The organism is Formosa algae, assembly GCF_001439665.1.
Lineage (GTDB): Bacteria > Bacteroidota > Bacteroidia > Flavobacteriales > Flavobacteriaceae > Formosa > Formosa algae.
In genome coordinates this window covers 98,684-124,664 of the sequence record NZ_LMAK01000004.1, presented here as the reverse complement: position 1 = coordinate 124,664, position 25,981 = coordinate 98,684, and the positions used below count along the sequence as shown (strand labels likewise).

Below are 25,981 nucleotides of genomic sequence, written 5' to 3'. Positions count from 1 at the left end.
AGTTTCAGTACACAAATCACTCAGAAAAAAACACCAACAATTCTTCGTTTTACTATTACACGTTTTACATTTCCCATATATTTACAATACCATAAATACAAGCCATTGTGACCTATAAATTGTCTGAAAAATCGTTTTTTATCATCATATTTTCTATGTTCTTGTTAGGCTTTATCGTGGTAATAAACAGACCAATTACAATGTCCAACGATTCTGAGGGATATTTAAATATGTATATAAACAGGTCTGCAACTTATCCTTTATTTTTATCTATTTTACGCTTTATATTTGGTTCGTTATTTAGCATAGCCACCATAATAATTCAGTATATATTGGGTGTCGCTGCTATTCACTATTTTATTTCAACATTAAAAAAACATGCTAATTTAGATGTTATTTGGTTGATGCTTCTCAATCTTATTTTATTAGTTCCCTATCTTTATAATCATAAATTAGCTAACGTCTTTTTATCTGAAGCACTCGCATATCCCTTATATCTCTTTACCATTGGCTTTTTTTTAAAGGGTATATTCACATCTACAGTAAAGCCTATTGTAATGGCACTTCCTATACTGTTAGTTTTAATACAAACACGAAGTCAGTTTTTATTTTTAATTCCTATAGGCATTGGTATTTTACTTTGGTTTTGGTACGAGACGAAAACACTTAAACACAAATGGCTTTTAGCTGTGTTTATTTTATTTCCGATTATCACGACCATAACAGATAAAACCTATCATAAGATTGTACACCATCATTTTGTATCGACTCCATGGACAGGTATTCATTTACTAACACCTGCGTTTTTTGTTGCTGATAAAGATGATTACACCATTTATGAATCTAAAACAGAACAAGATTTTTATAAACAGACGTACTCCGAATTAGCAAAAAAACATTTAAATATTCATGAATTTGATACAATTCCTGATCATACAGACGAACTTGCTGTGTATGTAGAACATTATGCAGAAATTGCAAATCATACCATTTTACCTATAGGACTTCAACTTACAGACGCTTTAAAAACACATGATGAAAAATTAATTGAAGTAGACCAACTCACCAAAAGCATGAGTGTACCGCTAGTTCTTAATAATTTTAAACCTTGGTTAAAACTGTACTTTAAAAACTTCACTTATGCGTTCGGAAACGCCAAATATGCTTTATTATTAGTTATAATCTTAATCTTTAGTGCTATAAAAAGCATAACCACTAAGGACATGACATATAAAATCATACTTTTTATATCGTTACTTAGCATTTTAAATGTTGCTTTAATTTCACTAGGAATGCATACACTTAAACGCTTTACATTTAATAACGATTGGGTGCTATTTCTTATCGTCTTTATTTTAATCCAAGCTAAAACAAACAAAACAACATCATGAATATTGAACTAACCGTAGTGATGCCTTGTTTAAATGAAGCTGAAACCTTAGCCATTTGCATCAAGAAAGCGCAAGCATTTTTTACTGCGGAAAACATAGCTGGCGAAATTATTATTGCAGATAATGGTAGCACAGACGGCTCTATCCAGATTGCCGAGCAATTACAGGCGCAAGTTGTTCATGTTAAAGAAAAAGGTTACGGAAGTGCTTTAAAAGGCGGAATTGAGACCGCTAATGGAACATACATTATCATGGCTGATGCAGACAATAGTTACGATTTTTCAACCTTACTTCCTTTTATAGTGCAATTACGTGCTGGATATGATTTAGTTGTAGGTAATAGGTTTAAAGGCGGGATTAAAACAGGCGCTATGCCTTTTCTACATAAATATTTAGGAAACCCGGTCTTATCGTTTATTGGTAAATTATTTTATAAAATTGAAATTGGCGATTTTCATTGCGGATTAAGAGGATTTACTAAAGCAGCTTTCCTTAAAATGGATTTAAAAACATCGGGAATGGAATTCGCCTCTGAAATGATTGTAAAAGCTAAACTTAAAAAGTTAAAAATCACAGAAGTTCCAACAATACTACATCCAGATGGCAGAAGTAGAAAACCACACTTAAATACCTGGAGCGATGGTTGGAGGCATTTACGTTTTCTATCACTTTACAGTCCAAATTGGTTATTTCTATACCCAGCTTTAGTACTTATGATTATTGGAATTGTAAGTTCTACGCTACTAATAATACATCCAATTCAGATAAAAAACGTAGTGTTAGACGTTCATACATTATTGTACACCTCTAGTTTTGTATTGATTGGATTTCAGTTTTTAGTTTTTTATTGTCTCACTAAAATATACGCTGTAGAAAATGATTTATTACCCAAAAGTAACCGTTACGATAAATTATTTAAATACATTAATTTAGAACGCGGTTTAGTACTGGGAGTTTTAATTTTAATTATAGGTTGTATATTAAGCTATTATGGGGTGTTTATCTGGAAGAGCAAAGATTTTGGCAATTTGAATCCAACAAACACCTTACGCATTGTAATTCCAGCAGTGTTTACAATTCTGCTAGGTATTCAAGTGATTTTATTCAGTTTATTTTTTAGCATCTTAGGATTAAAAAACAATAAATAATCTTCAGCTAAATTTATTTTTTCTTCAGGAACAAATAATAGAAATTAATAAACATAATCGAGCCGTTTGTAATGACTACTGGCCAAGATGTTTGCAGCATAAATCCGTAGGTTACAAAAAGAGCGCACCCTACAGAATTAATGATCCTTAATTTGGTAACATCTTTCATAGTAAAAGAGATTAGCAAGAAAAAAGAAGCTATATAACCTACCCACTCCGTTATTGAAATATTAAAAAATTCCATAGTCAAATTCAAAATTGTGTTAACATAAAAAAGAGGAACCCAACAAAGGATTCCTCTTTAAATATATTGATAATCTTACAATAACTATAAAAAGTCTGTAAGTATTACATAATTTTATTACGCTTACGCTCAACTTCTGTTAAGTGTACTTTACGAAGACGTAAGAAATGTGGAGTTACCTCTACATATTCATCTTTTTGGATATATTCTAAAGCTTCCTCTAAAGAGAATTTAATTGCAGGTACAATTTTAGCTTTATCATCTGCTCCAGAAGAACGTACGTTACTTTGCTTTTTAGCTTTAGTAATGTTAATGTTCATATCGTCTTGACGAGAGTTTTCACCAATTACTTGTCCTTCGTAAATATCTTCTCCAGGCTCAACGAAAAACTTACCTCTATCTTGTAATTTATCGATAGAATAAGGAATTGCTTTACCATTTTCCATAGATACTAAAGATCCAGAAACACGTCCAGGAATTGCTCCTTTTAATGGTTGGTATTCTTTAAAACGGTGTGCCATAATAGCCTCACCAGCTGTTGCAGTTAATAATTGGTTACGTAAACCAATAATACCACGAGAAGGAATTAAAAATTCGCAAACCATACGGTCTCCTTTAGCTTCCATAGATAACATTTCTCCTTTACGTAATGTAACGAATTCTACTGCTCTACCAGAAACATTCTCAGGAAGGTCGATCATTAATTCTTCAATTGGCTCACATTTAACACCATCAATTTCTCTAATGATAACTTGTGGTTGTCCAATTTGTAATTCGTAACCTTCACGACGCATCGTTTCAATTAAAACTGATAAGTGTAATACGCCACGACCAAAAACCATGAATTTATCTGCACTACCAGTTTCACCTAAACGTAATGCTAAGTTCTTTTCTAATTCTTTTTCTAAACGATCTTTAATATGACGAGATGTTACAAACTTTCCGTCTTTTCCGAAGAAAGGCGAATCGTTAATTGTAAACAACATACTCATAGTAGGCTCATCGATAGCAATTGTTTTTAATCCTTCTGGATTTTCAAAATCAGCAACAGTATCACCTATTTCAAAACCTTCAAGACCAACAATCGCACAGATATCTCCTGTTTGAACTTCGTCTACTTTTATACGTCCAAGACCTTCAAAAATATGAAGTTCTTTAATTCTATTTTTAGCAATACTACCATCTCTTTTTACTAAAGAAATTTGTTGACCAACTTTAAGTTCACCTCTTGTTAAACGACCAATCGCAATACGACCAGTAAATGAAGAGAAATCTAAAGATGTAATTAACATTTGTGTATTTCCTTCAGGTATTTTCGGAGCTGGAATGTGTTCAATTACCATGTCTAATAATGGTTCGATGTTTTCAGTCTGATTTCTCCAATCATCACTCATCCAATTGTTCTTTGCAGAACCGTAAACTGTAGGAAAATCTAATTGCCATTCTTCTGCACCTAATTCGAACATTAAGTCGAATACTTTTTCATGTACTTCTTCTGGTGTACAGTTTTCTTTATCTACTTTATTTACAACAACACAAGGCTTTAAACCTAAGTCGATCGCTTTTTGTAATACAAAACGCGTTTGAGGCATTGGCCCTTCAAAAGCATCCACCAATAATAACACACCATCTGCCATGTTTAATACACGCTCTACTTCACCACCAAAATCGGCGTGACCAGGAGTATCAATAATATTGATTTTTGTGTCTTTATAGATTACTGAAACGTTTTTAGACGTAATAGTAATTCCTCTTTCACGTTCTAAATCATTATTATCAAGGATTAAGTCTCCTGTATTTTCGTTTTCACGGAATAATTGACAGTGGTACATGATTTTATCTACCAAGGTCGTTTTACCGTGATCTACGTGTGCAATAATTGCAATGTTTTTAATATTAGCCATAATTGATGCCTTATTTAAGCGCGCAAAGGTACATTATATTTTTATAGATTAGTTAATTAAATGTTATTAATTCCAGATATATTATTTTCTATTGATATCTTCAACATAAGAAAATGCTTAATCATAAAGAATATCCTCCTCATTTTATTCTTTTTAATTGTAAATCAAAATGTTAAAAACAAAAACAATAGCTACCAAATACACTAAATCTATTCCATACCTCTATTTTATTAGTGTTATTATATGTTGGTTCACCTTAATAAATAGGTATAACGGATTATCGGCTTACCCAATTTTACTCTGTAGTATTCCTTTTATCTGGCAACTTATAAAACCAAATAACACCTTAAATTTTACCTTATCTATTACCTTTATTTGCTTGTCGTCTTATTTAATTTTAATGTTTTTATTAAACAAATTGCATTTGGTGAATATAATACATCAAATATCGCAAACCGTAATGTTTAGTGCTGTAGGATTGGGCTTAAACTTAATTATGGCCCTATGGATTTTAAGACATAATTTAATAGAACAACAGTAAACTCATGTATTTGTATATATAATAGCGTATTAATTTTGCGTAACTTTGTCGCTTAAAAAATTAATACAGCATGAACCTTTCAGATGTTCCTCAATTAAAACATATAGATGCTAACAATTTCTTTTTACTTTCTGGCCCATGTGCTATAGAAGGTGAAGATATGGCATTACGTATTGCAGAAAAAATAGTAACTATTACAGATGCTTTAGAAATTCCTTACGTTTTTAAAGGGAGTTTTAAAAAAGCAAATCGTAGCAGAATTGACAGTTTTACAGGTATAGGTGATGAAAAGGCCCTGAAGATTTTAAAGAAAGTTTCAGACACCTTTCACATTCCTACGGTAACAGATATTCACGAAATTTCTGATGCTGCTATGGCTGCAGAATATGTAGATGTGTTACAAATTCCTGCATTTTTAGTGAGGCAAACAGATTTAGTGGTTGCAGCTGCCGAAACAGGTAAAGTTGTAAACCTTAAAAAAGGACAATTTATGAGTCCTGAAAGCATGAAACATGCTGTACAAAAAGTAAAAGATACAGGTAACGACAAAGCTTGGGTTACAGATCGTGGTACTATGTTTGGCTACCAAGATATGATTGTAGATTTTAGAGGTATTCCTACCATGCGAAAATTTGCGCCAACTGTTTTAGATGTCACGCATTCGTTACAACAGCCTAATCAAACTAGTGGTGTAACTGGCGGAAGACCAGATATGATTGAAACCATTGCTAGAGCAGGTATTGTAAATAATGTAGACGGTTTATTTATCGAAACACATTTCGACCCGGCTAATGCTAAAAGTGATGGCGCTAACATGCTACATTTAGATCATCTTGAAGGTCTATTAAAGCATCTTGTTGCCATTAGAAAAACCATAACTGCCTTCTAATCTTGATTACTTTTTAATGAAAATTCAAACTATTATATGTATAATAGGCGGTATCTTATTACCCTTATTAAACGCTAGTGCCCAAGATATAGACACTTTAAAATATACAAGCTCTAACAAAGGAAAATTCTTTGTAAGCTGGGGAGGAAACAGAGACACGTATTCAAAATCTGATATTACATTTACTGGAGACGATTACAATTTTACGTTGTATGATGTCGATGCACACGATAAACCTAAAGGGTGGCACGTAGATTATATAAATCCGGTAAACATGACCATACCACAAACTAATTTTAGGTTGGGGTATTTTATTTCAGATAAATATGCAGTCACGGTCAGTTTAGACCACATGAAATATGTGATGACTCAAGACCAAACCGTACGCGCTAATGGATATATAGATATTCCTGAAGACCAAGAAAGCTCACTTTACAACAACAACTTTCAAGACGATCCGGTGTATTTACATAAAGGATTTTTAACTTTTGAACATACCGATGGCCTAAATTATATTCATACCGAAATAGCTAGGTTTGATGATATTTCTCAATTATTCGGAATTAATAATACAGATGTCTTTCAAGTGAAACTAACAGAATCTCTTGGAGGTGGTGTATTGTACCCAAAAACCAATGCTAAAGTTTTTGCTTTCGATCGTTACGACGATTTTCATATTGCAGGATATGGGGTTTCGGCTAGTGCTGGATTAAATCTAACATTCTTTAAACACTTTTTTATTCAAGGCGATTTAAAAGGCGGATTTATAAACCTACCAGACATTCGCACTACAGAAAGTCCTAAAGATCGTGCTTCTCAACATTTTTTCTTTGGTGAAACCATATTCTCAATAGGTGGTATTTTTAGACTATAATTACTACTTTTACATAATGAAACCACTAAAGCACACCATATTAGCCATTTTTATTATATCTGTATTTAGTTGTGGAGAGACTAAAAAAGAGGTCACACTTTCCACACCAAATAATATAAAGCTTGTAGATCCTGTAATAACTCCAACGGCTATACAAACGACTCAACAAAATGCTAAACCCTTTTTTAAAGCTTCAGGCTTAACTAATAATTGGATCTTAGAATTAACTGAAGATATCATTACTTTTTCTATAAAAACAGAAGATTATAAAGATTTCACTTTTCCTCTTTCGCAACCTGCTTTAGCTGCAGATGCGAATATAAAAGTGTATACCTCAAAAACAGAGATGGCAGATATTAACATTAAAATTGCCATGGAAGATTGCGCCGATGCCGATGCGAAAACTAACCCTTATACCGTTTCTATTGATTTTAAAGAGACAGGAAATAGTAAAACGATAGCGTATCAGGGTTGCGGAGAATATATAACCAACTACCGTTTACACGATATTTGGGTTTTAGAAACCATCGCAAACGACACGGTTAAGGTAGACCAGTTTGTTAAAGAACTACCAAACCTAGAAATAAATAGTAGTACCAATACATTTATGGGTTATGCCGGTTGTAACACTATGAACGGAACTATATTTTCTGAACAATCTAAAATTAGGTTTACAAAAATAGTAACCACTAGAAAAATGTGTGTACAAGCCAATAACGAAGCTCAATTTATAAAAGCTTTAGAACGCAGCACGCAATTTAAAATTGAAAATAACCGTTTATACTTATCTAACCCAGATGATGCTACACTAACATTTAAAAAAGTAGACTAATCATGGATTTAGCCATTAGGCAAGCTACAGAAGCAGATTTACCAGAAATTACAGCATTGTTTAGGAACACTGTTACAGCGGTTAATACCAAACATTATAACGCGAAGCAAATTGAAATTTGGGCTTCTGTAGCTAATGAAACTAGTAAATGGTTAGAGCGTATTGCAGAACATTACTTTATAGTCGCCGAAAATGATACCGAGATTGTCGGTTTTGCCTATTTAAAGAACGGGTATTATTTAGATGGTCTATTTGTCCATAAAGACTATTTAAGACAAGGTGTAGCTTCTGCCCTATTACGCACCATAGAATCGCAAGTGATGGTTGAAGACTTTCCTGAAATAAGATCTGATGTAAGTATTACAGCATTACCATTTTTTGAAAACAAATATTACGAGATCGTAAAAAAGCAGAAAAAAAATTTTAAAGGCATGGTGTTTCAGAATTACATTGTGAAGAAAACATTGTAGAATATTACTTCTTTTTTAAACTTTTTTTCACCTCCGCAGCATACTGCAACAATTCAACAAAGCGTAATTCATCTAAATCTTCTAAATTTTTAATTGGAATAGAACGCACACGTTTCCGTTTATTATCATCTCGTAATTCTGGAAATTTAGTTTCTAAAAGAGCACCATCCATAAATACCACATCTACATAATCGGTTCCTTTTAATACATTTAAAAACACAAATGGCTTTTTATGACAATAGTAAAACGGCATTTTGTAACTGTATTTCTCTTCAACCTCTAAGGTTTTCATAATGACACTCCGCACATATAACATGATGGATTGATAAGGTTCTGGCTGATTTAATATGTGTGTTTCTGCTGGGTTCACTTGTCTTTTTGTATCTAATTTAAGTTTTCAATATACTATTAATCACTCAAAATCAAGCTTTCTACTAACTGCATTTTATTTTTATTTAATTAATTATAAATAAGCTTTGATATTCTAATGCTCTAATATACATTTGTCAAAAAAATTATTCCCTATCAATATTAAGTCTAAATAAGAACAATGAAAATAGTATTCAGTTTTGCTGTACTTCTCCTAACATCATTTGTTGTAAATGCACAACAAATAGTTGTAAACGGAACTGTAACAGACTCAGAAAACACGCCTATAGCTGGCGCAAACATTTTAATTAAATACACAAATACAGGAAGCCAAACCAATATAGATGGCCAATTTAAAGTTGAGATCAATCCTATTGATTCTGGTATGTATACCGCTGTGGTGTCGTACTTAGGTTACAAAACAAAAGAAGTGCCTTTTACAGTATCTAACGGTAATGCAACCTTACCTGCAATTGTTTTATACGAAGGGCAAGAAATCTTATCTGAAGTGGTAATAGACGGTAAACGTCGTAATATGTTTGCTAGAAAACAAACTGCTTACGTCTCTAAATTACCTTTAAAAGATCTAGAAAACACTCAAGTATACTCTACTGTAACTACAGATATTTTAGAATCTCAAATTGCAACAAACTTTGAAGATGCTCTAGATAATGCCACAGGTATTCAGCAACTTTGGACATCTACTGGACGTGGTGGAGACGGTGCAGGGTACTATTCGCTTCGCGGATTTAGTGTTCAACCTCAGTTAGTAAATGGTGTTCCTGGTTTAACAAACGGAACCATTAACGCAGCAAATATTGAGCGTATTGAAGTGATTAAAGGCCCATCGGCGACATTGTTTGGGTCTTCAGTAACCTCTTATGGCGGATTGATAAATGTAGTCACTAAAAAACCTTATGAAGGATCTGGCGGACAATTATCGTACACAGCTGGATCTTACGGATTAAATATCCTTACTGGAGATTTTAACACGGCTTTAGATGCAAATGAAGATCTTTATTTCAGATTAAACACCTCTTACCATACAGAAGATAGTTTCCAAGATGCTGGTTTTAAAAAATCATTTTTTGTAGCTCCTTCATTATCTTACCGTGTAAATAACAGATTGTCGTTCTCTTTTTATGGCGAAATTTCTCAGTCTGAAAAAACAAATCCAACCATGTTATTCTTAAGTCGTGCTGGAGCAATGCAATATGAAGACTTAGACGATTTAGGTTACGATTACAAAAAGTCGTACACTAGTAACGCATTAACTTTAGAAAATCCAACTCAAAACTACAGAGTAGAGATGGATTACAAGTTATCTGATGCTTGGAGCTCACAAACCATTGTATCTAGAAGTGTAACATCTACTAAAGGGTATTACACATACTTATACGATTTAACAGGTGCTGGAACATTTTCTCGTTACCTAAACAAACAAGATGCACTAACAAGAACTACAGATATTCAACAAAATTTCAATGGTGATTTTAAAATCGGAAATTTAAGAAATAGAATTGTAGCTGGTTTAGATTATTATACTGAAACAAGTATAGATAACGGAAGTAGTTATGCATATTACGGATCTGTGACACCAAGTACAGGTGAAGAAGCAGAAGGATATCCATTAACAACAGCTGGTGTAGATGCGGCTTTAGCTAGTGCTTCAATAAATAATTATAAAACACGCACTAGTGTATATAGCGCTTATGTGTCTGATGTATTAGATATTACCTCTAAATTATCTGCAATGGCAAGTATACGTTTTGATCAATTTGATAACGAAGGTGATATTACGACAAACTCAGACGATTATGATCAATTTGCTGTATCTCCAAAATTTGGTTTACTATACCAACCTATAGAAGGTAAATTATCTGTATTTGCTAACTGGCAAAACGGATTTACAAATATTGCACCGCAATTAGTCGGAGACCCTAGCTCTACCGATGGTCAAGAACTTAAAAACTTCGAAGCAGAACAAGCCAATCAAATCGAATTTGGTATAAAAACTAATTTCTTCAACAATCGCTTAAACGCAACAATTAACTATTACGACATTTTAGTAAGTAATAGATTAATGACAGATCCAGACGATACATTTGGTTTAGTTCAAGACGGTGAAGTGTCTAGTAAAGGATTTGAATTAGAAATTAATGCCAATCCAGTAAACGGATTAAACGTAAGAGCTGGTTTTAGCTATAACGATAGTGAAATTGAAAAAGCAAGTACAGCATCAACTGTTGGAGAGCGTCCTGTAGATGCTGGTTCAGATATCGTGTATAACCTATGGGCAGACTATATTTTTGAAACAGGAACTTTAAAAGGTTTCGGAATTGGTGCTGGATTTAACGGAGCTAGTGAACGCGATATTATAAATGCTTCAGGATATACTTCTGGTGTATTTAGTGTACCAAGTTATATTGTTGCAAATGCCTCTGTGTATTATGCTGCAGACAGATACCGTGTAGGTTTAAAATTAAACAACATGTTTAACGAAGAGTATTACTCAGGTTGGTCTACATTAACACCACAACAACCAAGAGCAGTTTTAGCTAATTTTGCATATAAATTCTAAAAACACCATTCACTATGAAACATTTATTATTAACGCTTGCATTTGTATTAACAGCAGTTACGCCTACTTTTGCACATTACTTATGGATTGAAACTAATGCTGAAGGAAAAGCAGGAAAAGCACAAGAGGTACATGTTTTTTATGGCGAGTACACCAATGGCGTTTTAGAACAAGTAGAGGGCGAATATTTTCCAGCAGTAAAAGCCTTTACCCTTTGGGCGGTTGATGCTAAAGGAAATAAAACAAAATTAGACGTCACGGCTAAAACCGATCGTTATGTGGCATCATTCACGCCAAAAAGCAATGGTACTTATACTATAGTTTTAGATAACGATAATATTGAAGTGATTGATTATTCTGAATATGATTTCGGTATTTTTAAAACACATTACAATGCTTCTGCTGTTATCCAAGTCGGATCTAAAGTAGCCGACACGAATAACCTAAATGACACAGGAATTTCTGTTATTGAAGTTGCAAATAATTCTGAAGAGGTAAAACTGCAAGTGTTATTTAAAGGACAACCTTTGGCAGAAACAGAAGCCGAATTGTTTATCGCAGATAATTGGACTAAAAAAGTAACCACAAATAAAGATGGATATATTACTTTTAAACGTCCGTGGAAAACCAAATACATTCTAGAAGCCACTAAAAAGGAAGAAGTTCCTGGCAAATTTAAGGGTAAAGATTACGAATTTATTTGGCATTGCGCAACCTACTGTATTCAATAAAACACATTCAAAAACAACTCTGTAAGTTATGCTTTCAGAGTTTTTCTATTTATAAAAAGATATGATTTCATTTGCTATTTTATTAGTTATTATAGGCTTCTATTTGCTGTATTTAACATCAGAAAAAATAGATGTTCCAAAACTATTTGGTTTCGAGAACTACATGCTTCAACATAAATCTATATCTAAAATATTAGGCATAGCATTACTTAGTGTATCAAGTGTTTTAACCGTATTTGAGTTTGGTTTAGGTGCTGGAATCTTTTTATTTTTTATTTATCTCATGACGTTTGCAAGTCTAATTGTACTTTTGTCACCTTTAAAATTATTCAACTTTAAATTACTTTTTATTGGTATCGCACTTTGTTTTGCATTCGAATATTTAGTTCACATTCCTTAATCCCTTATTATATGCCTGCAAATAAAAAACACCTAACAGCATCTCCGTGGCAACGCTTTGCTAAAATAACAGCGGGTTTAATTGGCGGTTATTTAGTAAGTATGTCGTTACATATGGCACTCACCACTTGGACAGATTCTACCACAGTAATTATTACCTCAGCATTTACTGGATTTATCTTATGGGCCACACTTATGGTTGTCGCTTTTATTGCTAAAAACGGATGGAAAATTTGGGGTGTATTTATATTACTTACAGCCGTTTTTTCTACCATTATGTATTTAGGAACTCTTTATAATCCGTTAGTTTAAGTTATGAGCGATAAAAGAATTTATAACATTCTATTTCATACGCATACTATAAGTGGTATCGTTATTAGCGTACTCCTTTATGTGATATTTTTTGCGGGATCGTTTTCCTTTTTTAGAGATGAAATTGTAAACTGGGAACGCAATCAAACCGTAAAAAACACGGAAGCATTCGATATCGATTTTGATGTTGCTTTAGATTCACTAAATGCAACCTATAATTTAAAAAGTAGAGACATAGAACTCTCTAAACATTTTATAGAACAACGTATAGGTGTTGCATTTTCTGCTCCAAAAGATACTATAATAAATCCTAATATTGAAGCAAATCCGTATTCCACTTTAAATACTAAAAATTATGCAGAGAATACGTATTTTGGAGATTACACCTTAGGCGAATTTCTTTATCGTCTTCACTTTTTTGCACAAATGCAACCTATTGGCTATACACTAGCTGGCTTTGTGGCTTTCTTTTTTCTATTCGCCATCATTACTGGAGTTATTGTTCACTGGAGTAAAATTGTGTCGAATTTTTACACATTTAGACCGTATGCAAAGCTGAAAACATTATGGACCGATGCGCATACAGCTTTAGGAGTTATCGGACTCCCTTTTCAATTTGTATATGCTGTTACAGGTGCATTTTTCATGATAAAAGCCATTATAATAGCACCCACAGTTTTATTTATTTTTAATGGCGATTCTGGTAAATTTTATGAGGATTTGGGTTATGCTCATCCCGAATTTGAATACTCACATTCACCATTAGATACCGATTTTAGTCTGAATTATTACGTAGATAAAACACAAGCCCTATGGCCTAACTTTGATGCGACACAAATACATGTTTTTAATTATGGCGATTCCAATATGCATGTCATGATAGAAGGCCATTTAAAATACAAAGACAGATATACCGCCGTTGGTGAAGCCATTTATAAAGTTAAGACAGACACGCTTATTCATAAAAAAGATCCGAACCAAAGTGCCACATATCTAGATGGTGTTAAAAATATAATGTTCAGATTACATTATGGCGATTATGGAGGCATGGCTTTAAAACTAGTCAGTTTTGTATTGGGAATTATTTCATGCTTTGTTATTCTATCTGGAGTCATGATTTGGGGCGTGGCCAGAAATAAGAAAACCATTTCTGAAAAGAAAAGACAATTTAACTCATGGTTAGTCACTATTTATCTAGCCATATGTTTAAGCATGTATCCTATTACAGCACTAGCTTTTATTGCCGTAAAACTAAACGATCATGCAAGTAAAGCCTTTATTTACAGTTTCTATTTTATAGGATGGTTGCTTTTAACACTCTTGTATAGTATTAAAAAAGACGACTACTTCACAAATAAGAACACCTTACTTTTAGGATCTATATTCGGATTTTTAGTTCCGATTACTAATGGAATTATGACTAATAATTGGGTGTGGTCAAGCTTTAAAAACAATCAATTTCAAATCTTTTTTATCGATGTGTTTTGGATTGTATTATCAGCAATAACATTGTATGCGTTTTTTAAACTGAAACCTAAATCGACGATTTAATACATAACTCAAAAGAACATACTTTGAAATAAAAAAGCGAACGGTTTATAACACTATAACCGTTCGCTTTTTATCTTTTTATAAGGAATTATGATTTTAACTACATAATTAAAAGTCATTCAAAAAACTTATGGCCTTATTCCTTACCATCTACAAAATCCTGTAAATACGCAAAGCGAGGCGTTAATTTTCCATCTGCTGTCATACGGGCACGTTCTAAAATACCATCGGCATCATCGTTAAAGAATGCTGGAATAACATGTTTTAAAAACATTTGTCCGAACCACACACTAGCGTCTGAAGATAATTCACTAGATAAATTATTTACAGCCATTACGGCAATAGCTTCTGAATCTTTAAAATCGGTTTCTAATTCTGTCTGAGGGTTATAACCATACAGAGGATGCTCTATTGAAGAGGTACGGATTGTTGAAGCCAAAGCACCATTAATATCACAACTAATATCTGCAATCACTTTAATATTAAAATCTGGACTTTTAGCATCTGCTTTTGAGAATAAAACAGGCGCATCATTCCCGTAAAAATGCCCATTAATTAACATATCTGTCTGCGAAACAAAGCGCATAAATGTAGATTGATAATGCTTCGGATTTTTAAAAAAATCTCTTATAGATTTTAGTTTACCATCCTTGCGAGCATTATAATCTAAAGCATCGATATTACAATATACCGGAGTTGTAAATGTTTTAGTAAGATAATCTGCTATACTTACTTTAGGAATTTTAAGCAGATCTAGAGTTTCCATAGCACCTAAAGCGACTTTCCCTCGACCTGTTAAAAGAATTTTTATATTTGGAACGTCTATTTTTTTAAGATGAAATTGTAAAGCCTTCAAATCTGTTAAACTGTTTGCCTGAGGCAAGGTGTACGTTGCAAATTTTAAACCCCAAGCTCTAAATCCGTTGTAAGTTCCAACAATCCCTGCATAACGTCCAAAACCTATTAAACGATTATTTTTAGCATCGGTAATTGCTTCGTGATCGTAAAACGTAATATTTTTATCTAATAGAGCTCGTAATAATGCTCTATTATAAGGTTGTTTTTTCAAGGTATGTGAAAAGAAAAAGTACGATTTATTCGGAATTAAAGACTCTACAGAGACTTCGTTTACACCAATAAAAACATCAGAATCTGAGACATGTTTCATGACTGCAAACCCTGTTAATTTGTAAACTTCGTCAGGAAACACCCTAATTTTAGATTTCTCGACTGCAAATTTAGCAACAGGAAATTGCTGTTTTACTTGTAACAATGTCTTTGGAGAAAACACTACACGTCTGTCTAACGGAGATTTACGTTCTTTAATAATAGCAAATTTCATAGTAGCGATTTTTTACGTACTGACACCAAACTGTATTGGCATAACTTTTGCACTAAATTACACGGAATTGCGAGTTTAAACAAATTTTTTAATAGCTTTGCATTCCTAATTTTTTCTTATACTATCAAGATGAAATTAGTAGCGTTAAGGGTTGAAGCGGCATCCTTTTTAATTTCAATAAAAATTAAAAAGATATAGCGGAAGACCTGACCCGGAAGGGAACGCCAAAATACTTACTACAATGGGGTCGACTGGTTTTGACAGCGAGATTTATTGAACGGTAAGCACGTCGTGTAATGATTTTGAAACACGTAAAAGGCTAGATCACACTTTTAAACGGCGAGAATAACTACGCTTTAGCTGCTTAATCCGAATCACAGTAGGATTGGCCTAGGCACACAAGGTGTGCAAGCTTTATGTCTCCGGAAAGCCTTGATTGACGGCGTTCCATTTTGAGGCATCGTAAATGTCAATATAGAAAACGAGGCGCTTTGACTTGTTTTTGAAACTAAAAAAGATAAGTTATAAGTGGGTTGTCTTTAACCAGCTTATAAACGAAAACCCAAGAAAAGAATAAACGTGTAGAAAGCCCTTTGGTAACTTGTTTGGACGAGAGTTCGATTCTCTCCGACTCCACAAAAAAAGCTCTAAAAACTAATCATTAGTTTTTAGAGCTTTTTTGTTTTAATCCTCATAGACCAGATACGCCTGAAGTTTTATACATTATGCTTTCCAGAAACCTTCAATCTCTTCAAGAGATTTTCCTTTGGTTTCAGGGATAAACTTATAAGTTATAAATACTATTATTAGAATAAAGGCTATAAATATGTAGTAAGGCAAGGAACCATTCCAGGTCGCATTATTATTCGTTTCACTTCCCATAACAATTGGAAACGACTGTGATACAACATAATTAGCAGCCCATTGGGTCGCTACAGCTACAGACATCGCCACACTTCTTATTTTATTCGGAAACATTTCTGCTAATAAAACCCACACCACAGGCCCCATAGACAAGGCAAAAGAAGCGATAAAAATTAATACCCCTATTAATGATAACACACCCACATTTTGTTGTTGCAACGTGATTCCTAAGAGGAGAAAACCAATAATCATCCCAACCGAACCTATGTAAAGTAATGGTTTTCTTCCAAATTTATCGACTGTAAACATGGCTACAAAAGTGAAAACTAAATTCACAAATGCTAATAATATTTGCTGTAAAAGCACATCTTCTTTTCCAAAACCAAGTGCCTTCTCAAAAATATCTGCACCATAATACAGCACAGCGTTAATTCCTGTAAACTGCTGTAAAGCTGAAAGCACTGTACCTATAGCAATAATCCCTAAAATGACTTTAGAGAAATAACGCACCTCAACACCATTATTAGTCTCATTTAAGGATGCTTTAATATGAGCCATTTCTTCTGAAGCGAGTTCATCTCCATTAATTTTCTGCAAAACTGCTAAGGCATCTTGATCCTTGCCTTTTAAAGCCAACCATCTCGGACTTTTGGGCACTATAAACAAGAGGATCAAAAACAAGATACTTGGAATTAACTCCGACCAAAACATACGTCGCCATCCGAATTCTATATTCTGGGCTACACTTAAATCACTTCCAATAAAGTACGTGGCTAAAAACACCACAAAAAAGCCAATAACAATAGCCAATTGATAATAGGTAACCATACGGCCACGAATATTTGAAGGAGCAATTTCTGCGATATACATGGGTGCATTCATTGATGCCACTCCAATACCTAAGCCTCCAATAATTCTAAAAACAACCAACATACTTACCGTTTGAGGGAATAGTTCCGGTAAACCAGATCCATAGGCTGAAAGCGTAAAAAACACAGCCGATATAATTAAAGATTTTTTCCTACCAATCTTAATACTTAAAGGCCCCGCAATAATGGCACCTACAAAACATCCTAAGAGTGCACTTCCTACAACCCATCCTTTTAAGGCATCGCTTAATTGAAAATACTCTGTAAGATAAAATTGTGCGCCATTAATAACTCCAGTATCATAACCAAACAATAATCCGCCCAAAGCGGACACTGCTGCGATTAATAATAAGAAAAGACTTTTTTTCATTTTTTTAGTTTTAGTTTATTTGTCTGTGTAAATAATGATTAAAAAAGGCGTCTAAAACCGTGATGGTTTATGATGTTTTAGAGCTTTAAAATCACAAGATTTAATTCTATTTATTCTGTAAAAAACATATCACTTTTTTCTGAAATTCCATTTTCATTAAATGCTTCTATGGTAAAATAATATGGCGTATCACGATCTAAACAACGCATAAAATGTTCAGTTGTATCGTAAACTTGCCATGACTGATAGAGTTTATCTTCTGCAATTCCCCAACGGATATTATAGCCTTGAGCGCCTGCTACAGCATTCCAAGACAAAGACACATCTCTACGATCGTCTTCCCTTTTCACTTTAAATTCTGTGACCCCCTTTGGTTTATCTTCAACTCCTAATCCAAAGACTCTAAATTCAGACATTGCAAAGTTTGCCCCAGGCACTTTTATATTGTTATAACGTACATATTTTGCTTTTACTGCATCATCTAATACAATATAAGCGTTTGGCGTATCCTTTTCACTTTTACTTCTATCTACAACGGTTTGCCAGTTAACGCCATCTTCAGACGTTTCAATAGTAAATTGATGTTTCAACCCTTCGGTACGGGTATAGATTCCTGAGTCGTGGTCATGAAAATTCAATTGAAAAGCATTGATATTTCCAGGTTTTAACATGTTAATTGTGATCCATTGTTTATCGTCATTAGCATCGGCAACCCAAAATGTTTTAGGATCCTCATCTGTCAATACTTTAGAAATTATCTGACCATCGGTATTTTTCTCTAAAGGTAATTCTGTTACTTCTACGGCATCATCATTAGACGTAAATTTCTTAACCTGCATTAATGAAGAAGAGACAGTTGCAGCTCCTTTATACGACAATAACATCCAACCATTGTGCTGCCCTGCTTTTGTAGGATGACTAGCACCAAAACGGGGATAATCTCCATAAGCAGTATTACTATACATCAATCCATCGGCATCAAAATAGGTAGGAAACATACATAAACGGCGTTCCCATTGCGAATTAGAAGCCAGCGCCATCGTTGCAAAGTGCCAATATTGCCCATTGGTTTGCTTCACCGTTATTCCGTGTCCTGCACCATTAGTAAATCCGCCTGGTTTAAAACTCATCGGATTATTTTTCATGTATGTAAAAGGCCCTAATGGTGTATCTCCAATATAAACGCCATCGGCATACACATTAAATTGTGTACCTGGTGCTGCATATTGTAAATAATATTTTCCGTTGTGTTTGGTCATAGAAGCACCTTCCATATAACCTTCCTTTAAAGTCGGGTGGAAATTGTTTTCGCCAAAACGCTCCCATCCGTGTGCTTCTTCGTCGAGATTAAACAATTCTTTACGCACACCAGTTTCTAAAAAACGATCGTCTTTATTTAACATTTTCACCTTTAGCGGATTCACATTTGAAGACCCCCAATACAAATAGGTTTCTCCGTCGTCATCTATAAATAATTCCGAATCTTGAATGTCTGTAGATATAGATGCTGTCGGTTCCCATTTTCCACTTTTTGGATTATCTGTGTACAAAATACTTCCGTAACCAGCAGGATTACCAGCAAAATAGACCAACGAATCTTTGTAATTAAAAGCTGTTGGCGCATTACTGCCTTCAAAAAACCATTGTTGTGGCTTAATAAAATTCCAATTCACCAAGTCGGTAGAATGCCAATACCCAAAAGAACGCGTAACGAACATGTAATACTCACCTTTGAATTCTATAACCGCTGGATCTGCACCTGAACGGTACGATTTATTCTGACTTGAATTATAAACCATGTAGGTATAATCAATATCTAATGGATTAATATACGTATCAGACTCTTTATTTATCTCTGCCTTCTCCTTGGTATTAGAAGGGTGTTCTACATACTGATTCTTTTCATTATTACAAGAAAAAAATAATAGTATAGTGAATAAAAAAAGTAAATTTTTCATGATATATAATTTAGTATCTTTTTAAGTTTTTAGATTATGAGGCATACTGACATCTTAATCTTTCAAACTGTGTATACGCACAATTTACATTGTCTTTTGGTGCGTGTTCAAATGCTTTTACTATAACTTGATAGTCTTCTAAAAGCTGCTAACGACTTCTGTTTAGAATCAATTTTCCTGCTGAAAGCTTCATTTGTAACCTGAAATCGTACCGTAGTCCGACCAGTAAAAGCCACACAAAATAATAAGGATAGGGGGTAAACTTAAAAATATGTGTGGCATAAAATCGCCATCAATTAATTGCGGTGTTTTTATTTAGTCAATTCAAATGCTTGCATCAATTTAGCATCTGAATTTGTTCCTACAAATACTTGAAACTGCCCAGGTTCTGCCACATAATCTAAATCTGAATTATAGAACTTCAAATCTTCAACAGAAATTTTGAAGGTTATAGTTTGTGTTTCTCCTTTCTTAATTAATACTTTTTGGAAGCCTTTTAGTTCTCTTACAGGTCGTGTTACAGAACCGACAAGATCTCTTATATACAACTGCACAACTTCTTTTCCGTCGTAATCTCCAGAATTAGTCACATCTACAGACACATTAATTTCGCCATCCATGTTTATAGACGTCTTATCTAATTTAAGATTCGCATAATCGAAGGTCGTGTAGCTTAAACCGTACCCGAACGGATATAAAGGCTCGTTACGCACATCGATATAATTACTTTTAAATTTCTCGAATTTCCCTTCTGAATTCCCTAGCGGTCTTCCTGTGTTTTTATGATTGTAAAATAATGGCACCTGACCTACATTACGTGGAAATGTAGCCGTTAATTTCCCTGAAGGGTTTACAGCTCCGAACAACACATCTGAAATTGCTAAACCAGCTTCACTTCCAGGAAACCATGCATTAAGTATTGCAGGCACATTTTCATTTTCTTCAACCAAAACTAAAGGTCTACCAGTAAATAGTACTAAAACAACAGGCTTTCCTGTTTTTAGTAATGCATTTAATAAATCTTTTTGAACTTGCGGAATACCTAAATCTGTTCTGCTACTGCTCTCTCCGCTTAATTCTGCAGACTCTCCAAGCGTAGCAACAATAACATCAGACTTTACTGCAATTTGAAGCGCTTCCTCTAATAATTGTTTATCTGTACGTCCGTCGCGCGGAATATCTTTACCAAACATGGTTGCGCGTTGCTCTAACTCTAAATCGTAATCCACATTACTTCCTTTAGCATATAACATCGTTGCTTTATCTCCTATAACCTCTTTTAAACCATCAAACACAGAGTTAGATTGTTCTTGGTCTGTAGCCACACTCCAAGTTCCAGCCATGTTATTTGTTGCTTTAGCTAAAGGTCCAATTAAAGCAATTGTTCCAGATTTTTTAAGCGGTAGTAATTGCTCTTCATTTTTAAGCAATACCATAGATTCGGCAGAAACTTTACGTGCGAACGCTTTATGTTCTGGAGTGAATATTTCAGTTTTAGCACGATCAAAATCGCAATATCTGTAAGGATCATCAAATAACCCTAATTGATATTTTGCAGTTAACATACGTTTTACCGCAGTGTCAATCTCATCCATTGTTACCTTACCGTTTTCGTAAGACGCTTTTAATGTTTTTACAAAAGCTGCTGGAATTGAAGGCGAATCTCCTGCCATATCCATATCTACACCTGCTTTTAATGCTTGCTCAGAAACGGCATACTTATCTCCAACACCATGAGCTATCATTTCATATATACCTGTGTAATCCGTAACCACAAACCCATTAAAGCCCCAATCGTCTCTTAACAAATCTGTAAGTAGCCATTTATTTCCTGTTGCTGGCACACCATCTACCTCATTAAAAGATGCCATTACTGAACCTACTCCGGCATCTATAGCGGCTTTATAAGGTGCCAAATATTCATTATACATTCTAATACGGCTCATATCGACTGTATTGTAATCTCTACCGGCTTCTACTGCACCATATAATGCGAAGTGTTTTACACAAGACATTAATGTATTGTTTGAAGATAAATCGTCTGACTGATATCCGGTAACCATCGCTCTGGCAATAGCACTACCTAAATAAGGATCTTCTCCATTACCTTCGGAAACGCGTCCCCAACGTGGGTCTCTAGAAATATCTACCATTGGAGAAAACGTCCAGTTAATACCATCTGCACTCGCTTCAATCGCTGCTACTCGAGCTGTTTTTTCTATCATTTCCATATCCCAAGAACTCGATAAGCCTAATGGAATAGGAAACGTTGTTTTATATCCATGAATTACGTCCATTCCAAAAATTAAAGGAATACCTAATCTACTTTGTTCTACAGCAACTTTCTGAACTTCATAAATTTTTTCGGCTGTTTTAATATTGAATAACCCTCCAACTAAACCTTGTTTTATACGCTCACCAACATCAGAACCTTTTGCGGCTCCTGTTGTAATATCGCCAGACGTTGGTAAGTTTAGTTGCCCTAATTTTTCCTCTAAAGTCATCAATTTCAAAATTGAATCTATTTTAGATTCGAATGGATTTTCGTTAGCTATACTTGTTTTAGAACTCGTATCTGTATGGCTATTAGAATTACAGCTCGAAAAGAGTATCGCTATAATTAAAATGCTTGTTATTTTTAAACTAAAATGTTTTGTCATTGTATTTTATTTTGATTTAGAGAAAAGCCATGTTAATAATTCTGGTTCTGCAAAAGCAGGATCCCAACTGTTATGATTTGCAAAATCGTAGAGTGTGAATTTTGGGAATCCGCCATTTTTAAGAATTGCAGACACCATTTCTAATGATAAATTTGGATCTACAACATCGTCTTTTGCGCCGTGAAAAGCCCATAATGGTATAGACTTAGCATAAGACACTACAGATTCTGGATTTCCACCGCCACAAATAGGAATAGCAGCCGCGAACATCTCTGGTTTTCTGTAGAGAATTTCGAATGTGCCCATACCTCCCATAGATAATCCCATCACATAAATTTGATTGCTTTTTACGAAGGGTTTCTCTAGCATGTCATCCATCAAATCCATAACCAAAGCCATTGCTTTAGTAGGTGTCTCTTTATATTTATAATTAAACGTAATTGGTGTTGTTGAACGATCTGCTTCTAGTTTAGCCCAATAATCATTTTCAGGACATTGTGGAAAAAGAACGATTGCAGGAAATGAATCTCTTGTGGTTTCATTTAAAAACAAATCACTTCCGTTAGCTAATTGTTTTTTATTATCGTCGCCGCGCTCTCCTGCGCCATGAAGAAACAATACGACCGGATACATTTTATTTTCAGAAAAATCTTTGGGTAAAAGCATTCTGTAGTTAAGCGTATCTGTATTTACAATATGTGTTTTCTTCAAGAATACTTCGTCAGCCGTTTTTAAATCTTGTGCATACATAAAAGAAGGTCTTATAATTATTAAAAACAGTAGTATTACAAAGGGCTTAAACTTCATTTTTTTAAATTTTTACTTGTTTATTAATAGGTAAATCCAAGTGCATCTAACCCATTTTGAACATCCTTATTTTTCATAAATAATCGCCATAACAACCCTGTTCTATAATTTTCTATCATCACTGGAATTGGGCCTTGATCGATAGCTAGGTATCTTGGTGTATACCAATTATCTTCAAAACTAAAAGCATCGTACGGACCGTATTCTCCCACAAGGCTGTCGTGATTTTTATACATATTTTTTAAAACATTCATACTCTCATTTGGAGTGTATGGAAAAGATGATAAGGCTGCAGTTGGAGAAATAACACCAACATCATTTCCGGGTCTATGACTATTATAACCGTTTACGGAATAACTAGAGGTTAAGCCCCAAAGGCTATCGCCATATCCCTTAAAATTTAGGGGATTATCGACTGCATATTTATAATGTATTTTAGCTTGATTTTGTGTTAGCATCCAATAATTTGCATATTGATCTGACAGATTTCTAGGATCTAAACCTAAGTATGAATAATGCGCCCAGAATAAAGGTCCAACTAAATCTGTACCATTGTAAAAATAGTTTAACACTAAATCTTCGTCATAGTAGGTTTTACTTGACACAATGCCTCCGTTTCTTGCCCATCCTTGTTCGTAAACCGATTTACTAATAGGATGTGTAGGTGAAGCTGCTGCCAAGACATACATAATTAAACATTCATTATATCCTTGAACAGGCATATTCATATCCCAACCATATTCTGGCGACCAATGCCAGTATAAAACATCTTCGCCGTCTTTAGTATACCAATCCCATTCTACAGTTTTGTAAAGCGTATCGATTTTAGAAATAAGTTCTTTTTCTTCTTCAGTATCACCATCAAAATATTCTGAAACGGTTAGCAGCCCTTGGATAAGAAAAGCTGTCTCAACCAAATCTCCTCCATTATCTTTTTCACTAAACGGATATACTTTTCCTGTTTCACCGTTAATCCAATGTGGCCAAGCTCCATGAAAGCGATCAGCTTGATCTAAAAAATCCACTATGTTTCCGAATCTCAACAAAGCATCTTCTCTTGATATAAATCCTCTTTCAATTCCTACTAAAATAGCCATTAATCCAAAGCCGCTTCCTCCAGTAGTTACTGTGTTTTTTGGAGATTCCAGATAGACGTCATCCATATGTATTCTCTCACGCGCTAAACCTGAATTAGGTTCGGCTCCATCCCAAAAATAATTTATGGTTTGTTCTTGAATACGATCTAAAAGGGCATCCTCTGACACCTCATCGTCTTCTACAACTGTATCTTCTATCGCTATTTCTGTCTCTTCTTTTTGATTATTACAACCAAAGAGAGAGAAAAACACCATAGATATTAAAAAAAAATTACGAGTATATAACATGTTCATAAACGCTACATTGCATTTCAGCTACACCAAAATATTAAGTGTAGCTGAAATTTTTATATTACTCCCAACCTGGATTTTGTTCCATGTCTGGGGTTTGAACTAATTGGTTATAAGGAATAGGAAACAATTCGTGTTTACCTACAATAAATGTTTTTCCATCGGCAGCCATGGCTTCTTCTGCTTGCCCTGTTCTTACAAGGTCGAACCAGCGATCGTGTTCCATTGCTAATTCCAAATGTCTTTCATTCCAGATTTGCTCGATTGTTGGATCGCTTATAGAAGCTAAACCAACTCTATTTCTTACTAGATTTAGAGGTGTTGCCGCATCTTCGCCAATATATTTTGCAGCTTCAGCTTTAATTAATAATATTTCTGCGTAACGTAATATTCTTATGTTTTTATCGCCATCATCTGCGCCCGCAGAAGCACTAGAATATGCTTTTTCATTATATCTTGGGTTTTCTACTTCAAAAACCTCACGACCATCCCATAATGTTTCTCCTTCAAAAATAACACAGGCATTCATTCTTACAGTATCTCCTTCTGCTTCAAAAGCATTAACAAGTGTTTCAGACGGAATATTATAACCCCAACCCCAACCATCGGTACCTCTAGCACCTTGAGTTTGTGAATATTGTTGCACACCATGTGCTACAGATTCTCCTCTTGCTTGAACTTCAAAAATAGATTCTATACCGTTTTCTGTTGAAGCTCTCCATAATTCTTCATAATTAGAATGTAAACCATATTCTCCCGAATTAACCACATTGTTGGCCATATCAAAAGCCTTTTGCCATTCTTCTTCATACAAGTAAACTTTAGATAAAAGTGCTTGCGCAGCTCCTTTTGTTACACGTCCTAAATCGTCTGAAGCATATTCTGTTTTAAGCGGTAATTTGTCTATAGCATCTAACAAATCTGCTTCAATATATGCGTAAACATCGGCTACAGGTTGTCTTTCTACTAAATCTATATCTTGTAACGGTACAGCTCCAAAAGATCTTACCAACCAGAAATAGTTTAAAGCTCTTAAAAATTCAGCTTCACCAACTAATCGGTCTTTATAATCTTCATCTGTTAATCCATAATCTTCTGCATATTCAATAGCTGTAGATGCTCTATTTATAGCCTTATACCAATTATTCCACATGTCCAGAATAGAACCAGCACTACTTGTAAATGTTAAAGCATCTAACACATCTTTATCTGATCCGGTATCGGTAGAAGAACTTCCTTTATCTGCATTATCAGATATAATTTCTGTTATTCCAAGATAAGAAAATGCATATTCCCAATCTGTTAACATACCGTAACCCCCATTTACCATTTCTTCTGGTGTCACGGTTTCAGAATCTTCTTGTTCTAATGAATCTTTACTATCGACATCTAAATAATCTTCACTACATGATATCGTAAACAAAAGCAATCCAACAAAAAATAGACTTTGTATATATTTAATATTAATTTTCATGATAATTGTTTTT

General features: G+C 34.2%; 21 protein-coding genes and 1 other RNA gene. 13 read left to right on the top strand and 9 right to left on the bottom strand.

Annotation, left to right across the window (positions count from 1 at the left end):
- Positions 1-200 precede the first annotated feature (200 nt).
- Positions 201-1,391 carry a hypothetical protein gene (locus tag AST99_RS01060; protein ID WP_157486270.1) on the top strand — a complete coding sequence of 397 codons (1,191 nt, stop codon included), beginning with the start codon at positions 201-203 and terminating at the stop codon, positions 1,389-1,391.
- A complete protein-coding gene (locus AST99_RS01055; RefSeq protein ID WP_057778233.1) occupies positions 1,388-2,539 on the top strand; it encodes a glycosyltransferase family 2 protein in 1,152 nt (383 codons plus the stop codon). Before AST99_RS01060 ends, AST99_RS01055 begins: the two co-directional genes overlap by 4 nt.
- 348 nt (positions 2,540-2,887) lie before the next feature.
- Here the strand turns inward: AST99_RS01055 and typA are convergent, their stop codons facing one another.
- Positions 2,888-4,687 (bottom strand): translational GTPase TypA, encoded by a 1,800-nt coding sequence (gene typA, locus AST99_RS01050; RefSeq protein ID WP_057778231.1) that lies wholly within the window; start codon positions 4,685-4,687, stop codon positions 2,888-2,890.
- Positions 4,688-4,856: 169 nt separating this feature from the next.
- On the opposite strand from typA, the gene AST99_RS01045 reads away from it, so the two are divergent.
- The 5 genes from AST99_RS01045 (at position 4,857) to AST99_RS01025 (ending at position 8,293) form a co-directional block, all read left to right on the top strand.
- Positions 4,857-5,228: a hypothetical protein gene (locus AST99_RS01045; RefSeq protein ID WP_057778229.1), complete on the top strand. Its 372-nt coding sequence runs from the start codon at positions 4,857-4,859 to the stop codon at positions 5,226-5,228.
- Between the two features lie 70 nt (positions 5,229-5,298).
- A complete protein-coding gene (gene kdsA, locus AST99_RS01040; protein ID WP_057778227.1) occupies positions 5,299-6,117 on the top strand; it encodes a 3-deoxy-8-phosphooctulonate synthase in 819 nt (272 codons plus the stop codon).
- Between the two features lie 16 nt (positions 6,118-6,133).
- Positions 6,134-6,991, top strand: a complete 858-nt coding sequence (locus AST99_RS01035; protein WP_057778225.1) for a hypothetical protein — start codon at positions 6,134-6,136, stop codon at positions 6,989-6,991.
- Positions 6,992-7,007: 16 nt separating this feature from the next.
- A complete protein-coding gene (locus AST99_RS01030) occupies positions 7,008-7,823 on the top strand; it encodes an META domain-containing protein (protein WP_057778222.1) in 816 nt (271 codons plus the stop codon).
- A gap of 2 nt (positions 7,824-7,825) precedes the next feature.
- Positions 7,826-8,293 carry a GNAT family N-acetyltransferase gene (locus tag AST99_RS01025; protein WP_057778220.1) on the top strand — a complete coding sequence of 156 codons (468 nt, stop codon included), beginning with the start codon at positions 7,826-7,828 and terminating at the stop codon, positions 8,291-8,293.
- 4 nt (positions 8,294-8,297) lie between these two features.
- Here the strand turns inward: AST99_RS01025 and AST99_RS01020 are convergent, their stop codons facing one another.
- Entirely contained in the window at positions 8,298-8,663 is a 366-nt protein-coding gene (locus AST99_RS01020; RefSeq protein ID WP_069727777.1) for a DUF1801 domain-containing protein, read from the bottom strand.
- 180 nt (positions 8,664-8,843) lie between these two features.
- Between AST99_RS01020 and AST99_RS01015 the strand changes: the two genes are divergently transcribed.
- The 5 genes from AST99_RS01015 (at position 8,844) to AST99_RS00995 (ending at position 14,236) form a co-directional block, all read left to right on the top strand.
- Positions 8,844-11,243 (top strand): TonB-dependent receptor, encoded by a 2,400-nt coding sequence (locus AST99_RS01015; protein ID WP_057778216.1) that lies wholly within the window; start codon positions 8,844-8,846, stop codon positions 11,241-11,243.
- Positions 11,244-11,257: 14 nt separating this feature from the next.
- The gene (locus AST99_RS01010; RefSeq protein WP_057778214.1) at positions 11,258-11,974 is read left to right on the top strand and encodes a DUF4198 domain-containing protein; all 717 of its coding nucleotides are present in this window, start codon (positions 11,258-11,260) and stop codon (positions 11,972-11,974) included.
- A 61-nt stretch (positions 11,975-12,035) separates the two neighbouring features.
- Positions 12,036-12,374: a hypothetical protein gene (locus AST99_RS01005; RefSeq protein WP_057778213.1), complete on the top strand. Its 339-nt coding sequence runs from the start codon at positions 12,036-12,038 to the stop codon at positions 12,372-12,374.
- A gap of 11 nt (positions 12,375-12,385) precedes the next feature.
- Positions 12,386-12,685 carry a hypothetical protein gene (locus AST99_RS01000; protein ID WP_057778211.1) on the top strand — a complete coding sequence of 100 codons (300 nt, stop codon included), beginning with the start codon at positions 12,386-12,388 and terminating at the stop codon, positions 12,683-12,685.
- A 3-nt stretch (positions 12,686-12,688) separates the two neighbouring features.
- A complete protein-coding gene (locus AST99_RS00995; protein ID WP_057778209.1) occupies positions 12,689-14,236 on the top strand; it encodes a PepSY-associated TM helix domain-containing protein in 1,548 nt (515 codons plus the stop codon).
- Between the two features lie 136 nt (positions 14,237-14,372).
- Here the strand turns inward: AST99_RS00995 and AST99_RS00990 are convergent, their stop codons facing one another.
- On the bottom strand, positions 14,373-15,578 hold the full coding sequence (locus AST99_RS00990; RefSeq protein ID WP_057778207.1) for an NAD(P)-dependent oxidoreductase: 1,206 nt from the start codon (positions 15,576-15,578) through the stop codon (positions 14,373-14,375).
- A gap of 243 nt (positions 15,579-15,821) precedes the next feature.
- Between AST99_RS00990 and ssrA the strand changes: the two genes are divergently transcribed.
- Positions 15,822-16,217: a transfer-messenger RNA gene (gene ssrA, locus AST99_RS18340) on the top strand.
- Between the two features lie 84 nt (positions 16,218-16,301).
- Here the strand turns inward: ssrA and AST99_RS00985 are convergent.
- The 6 genes from AST99_RS00985 to AST99_RS00960 form a co-directional block, all read right to left on the bottom strand.
- Positions 16,302-17,681: a sugar porter family MFS transporter gene (locus tag AST99_RS00985; RefSeq protein ID WP_057778205.1), complete on the bottom strand. Its 1,380-nt coding sequence runs from the start codon at positions 17,679-17,681 to the stop codon at positions 16,302-16,304.
- 110 nt (positions 17,682-17,791) lie between these two features.
- Positions 17,792-19,639, bottom strand: coding sequence for a family 43 glycosylhydrolase (locus tag AST99_RS00980; RefSeq protein ID WP_083495563.1), 1,848 nt, complete (start codon positions 19,637-19,639; stop codon positions 17,792-17,794).
- 311 nt (positions 19,640-19,950) lie between these two features.
- Positions 19,951-22,299: a beta-glucosidase BglX gene (gene bglX / locus AST99_RS00975; RefSeq protein ID WP_083495562.1), complete on the bottom strand. Its 2,349-nt coding sequence runs from the start codon at positions 22,297-22,299 to the stop codon at positions 19,951-19,953.
- A 6-nt stretch (positions 22,300-22,305) separates the two neighbouring features.
- Positions 22,306-23,106: a carboxylesterase family protein gene (locus AST99_RS00970; protein WP_057778203.1), complete on the bottom strand. Its 801-nt coding sequence runs from the start codon at positions 23,104-23,106 to the stop codon at positions 22,306-22,308.
- A 23-nt stretch (positions 23,107-23,129) separates the two neighbouring features.
- Positions 23,130-24,497 carry a glucoamylase family protein gene (locus AST99_RS00965; RefSeq protein WP_198151366.1) on the bottom strand — a complete coding sequence of 456 codons (1,368 nt, stop codon included), beginning with the start codon at positions 24,495-24,497 and terminating at the stop codon, positions 23,130-23,132.
- A 58-nt stretch (positions 24,498-24,555) separates the two neighbouring features.
- Positions 24,556-25,968, bottom strand: a complete 1,413-nt coding sequence (locus tag AST99_RS00960) for a RagB/SusD family nutrient uptake outer membrane protein (RefSeq protein WP_057778198.1) — start codon at positions 25,966-25,968, stop codon at positions 24,556-24,558.
- Positions 25,969-25,981: the final 13 nt, after the last annotated feature.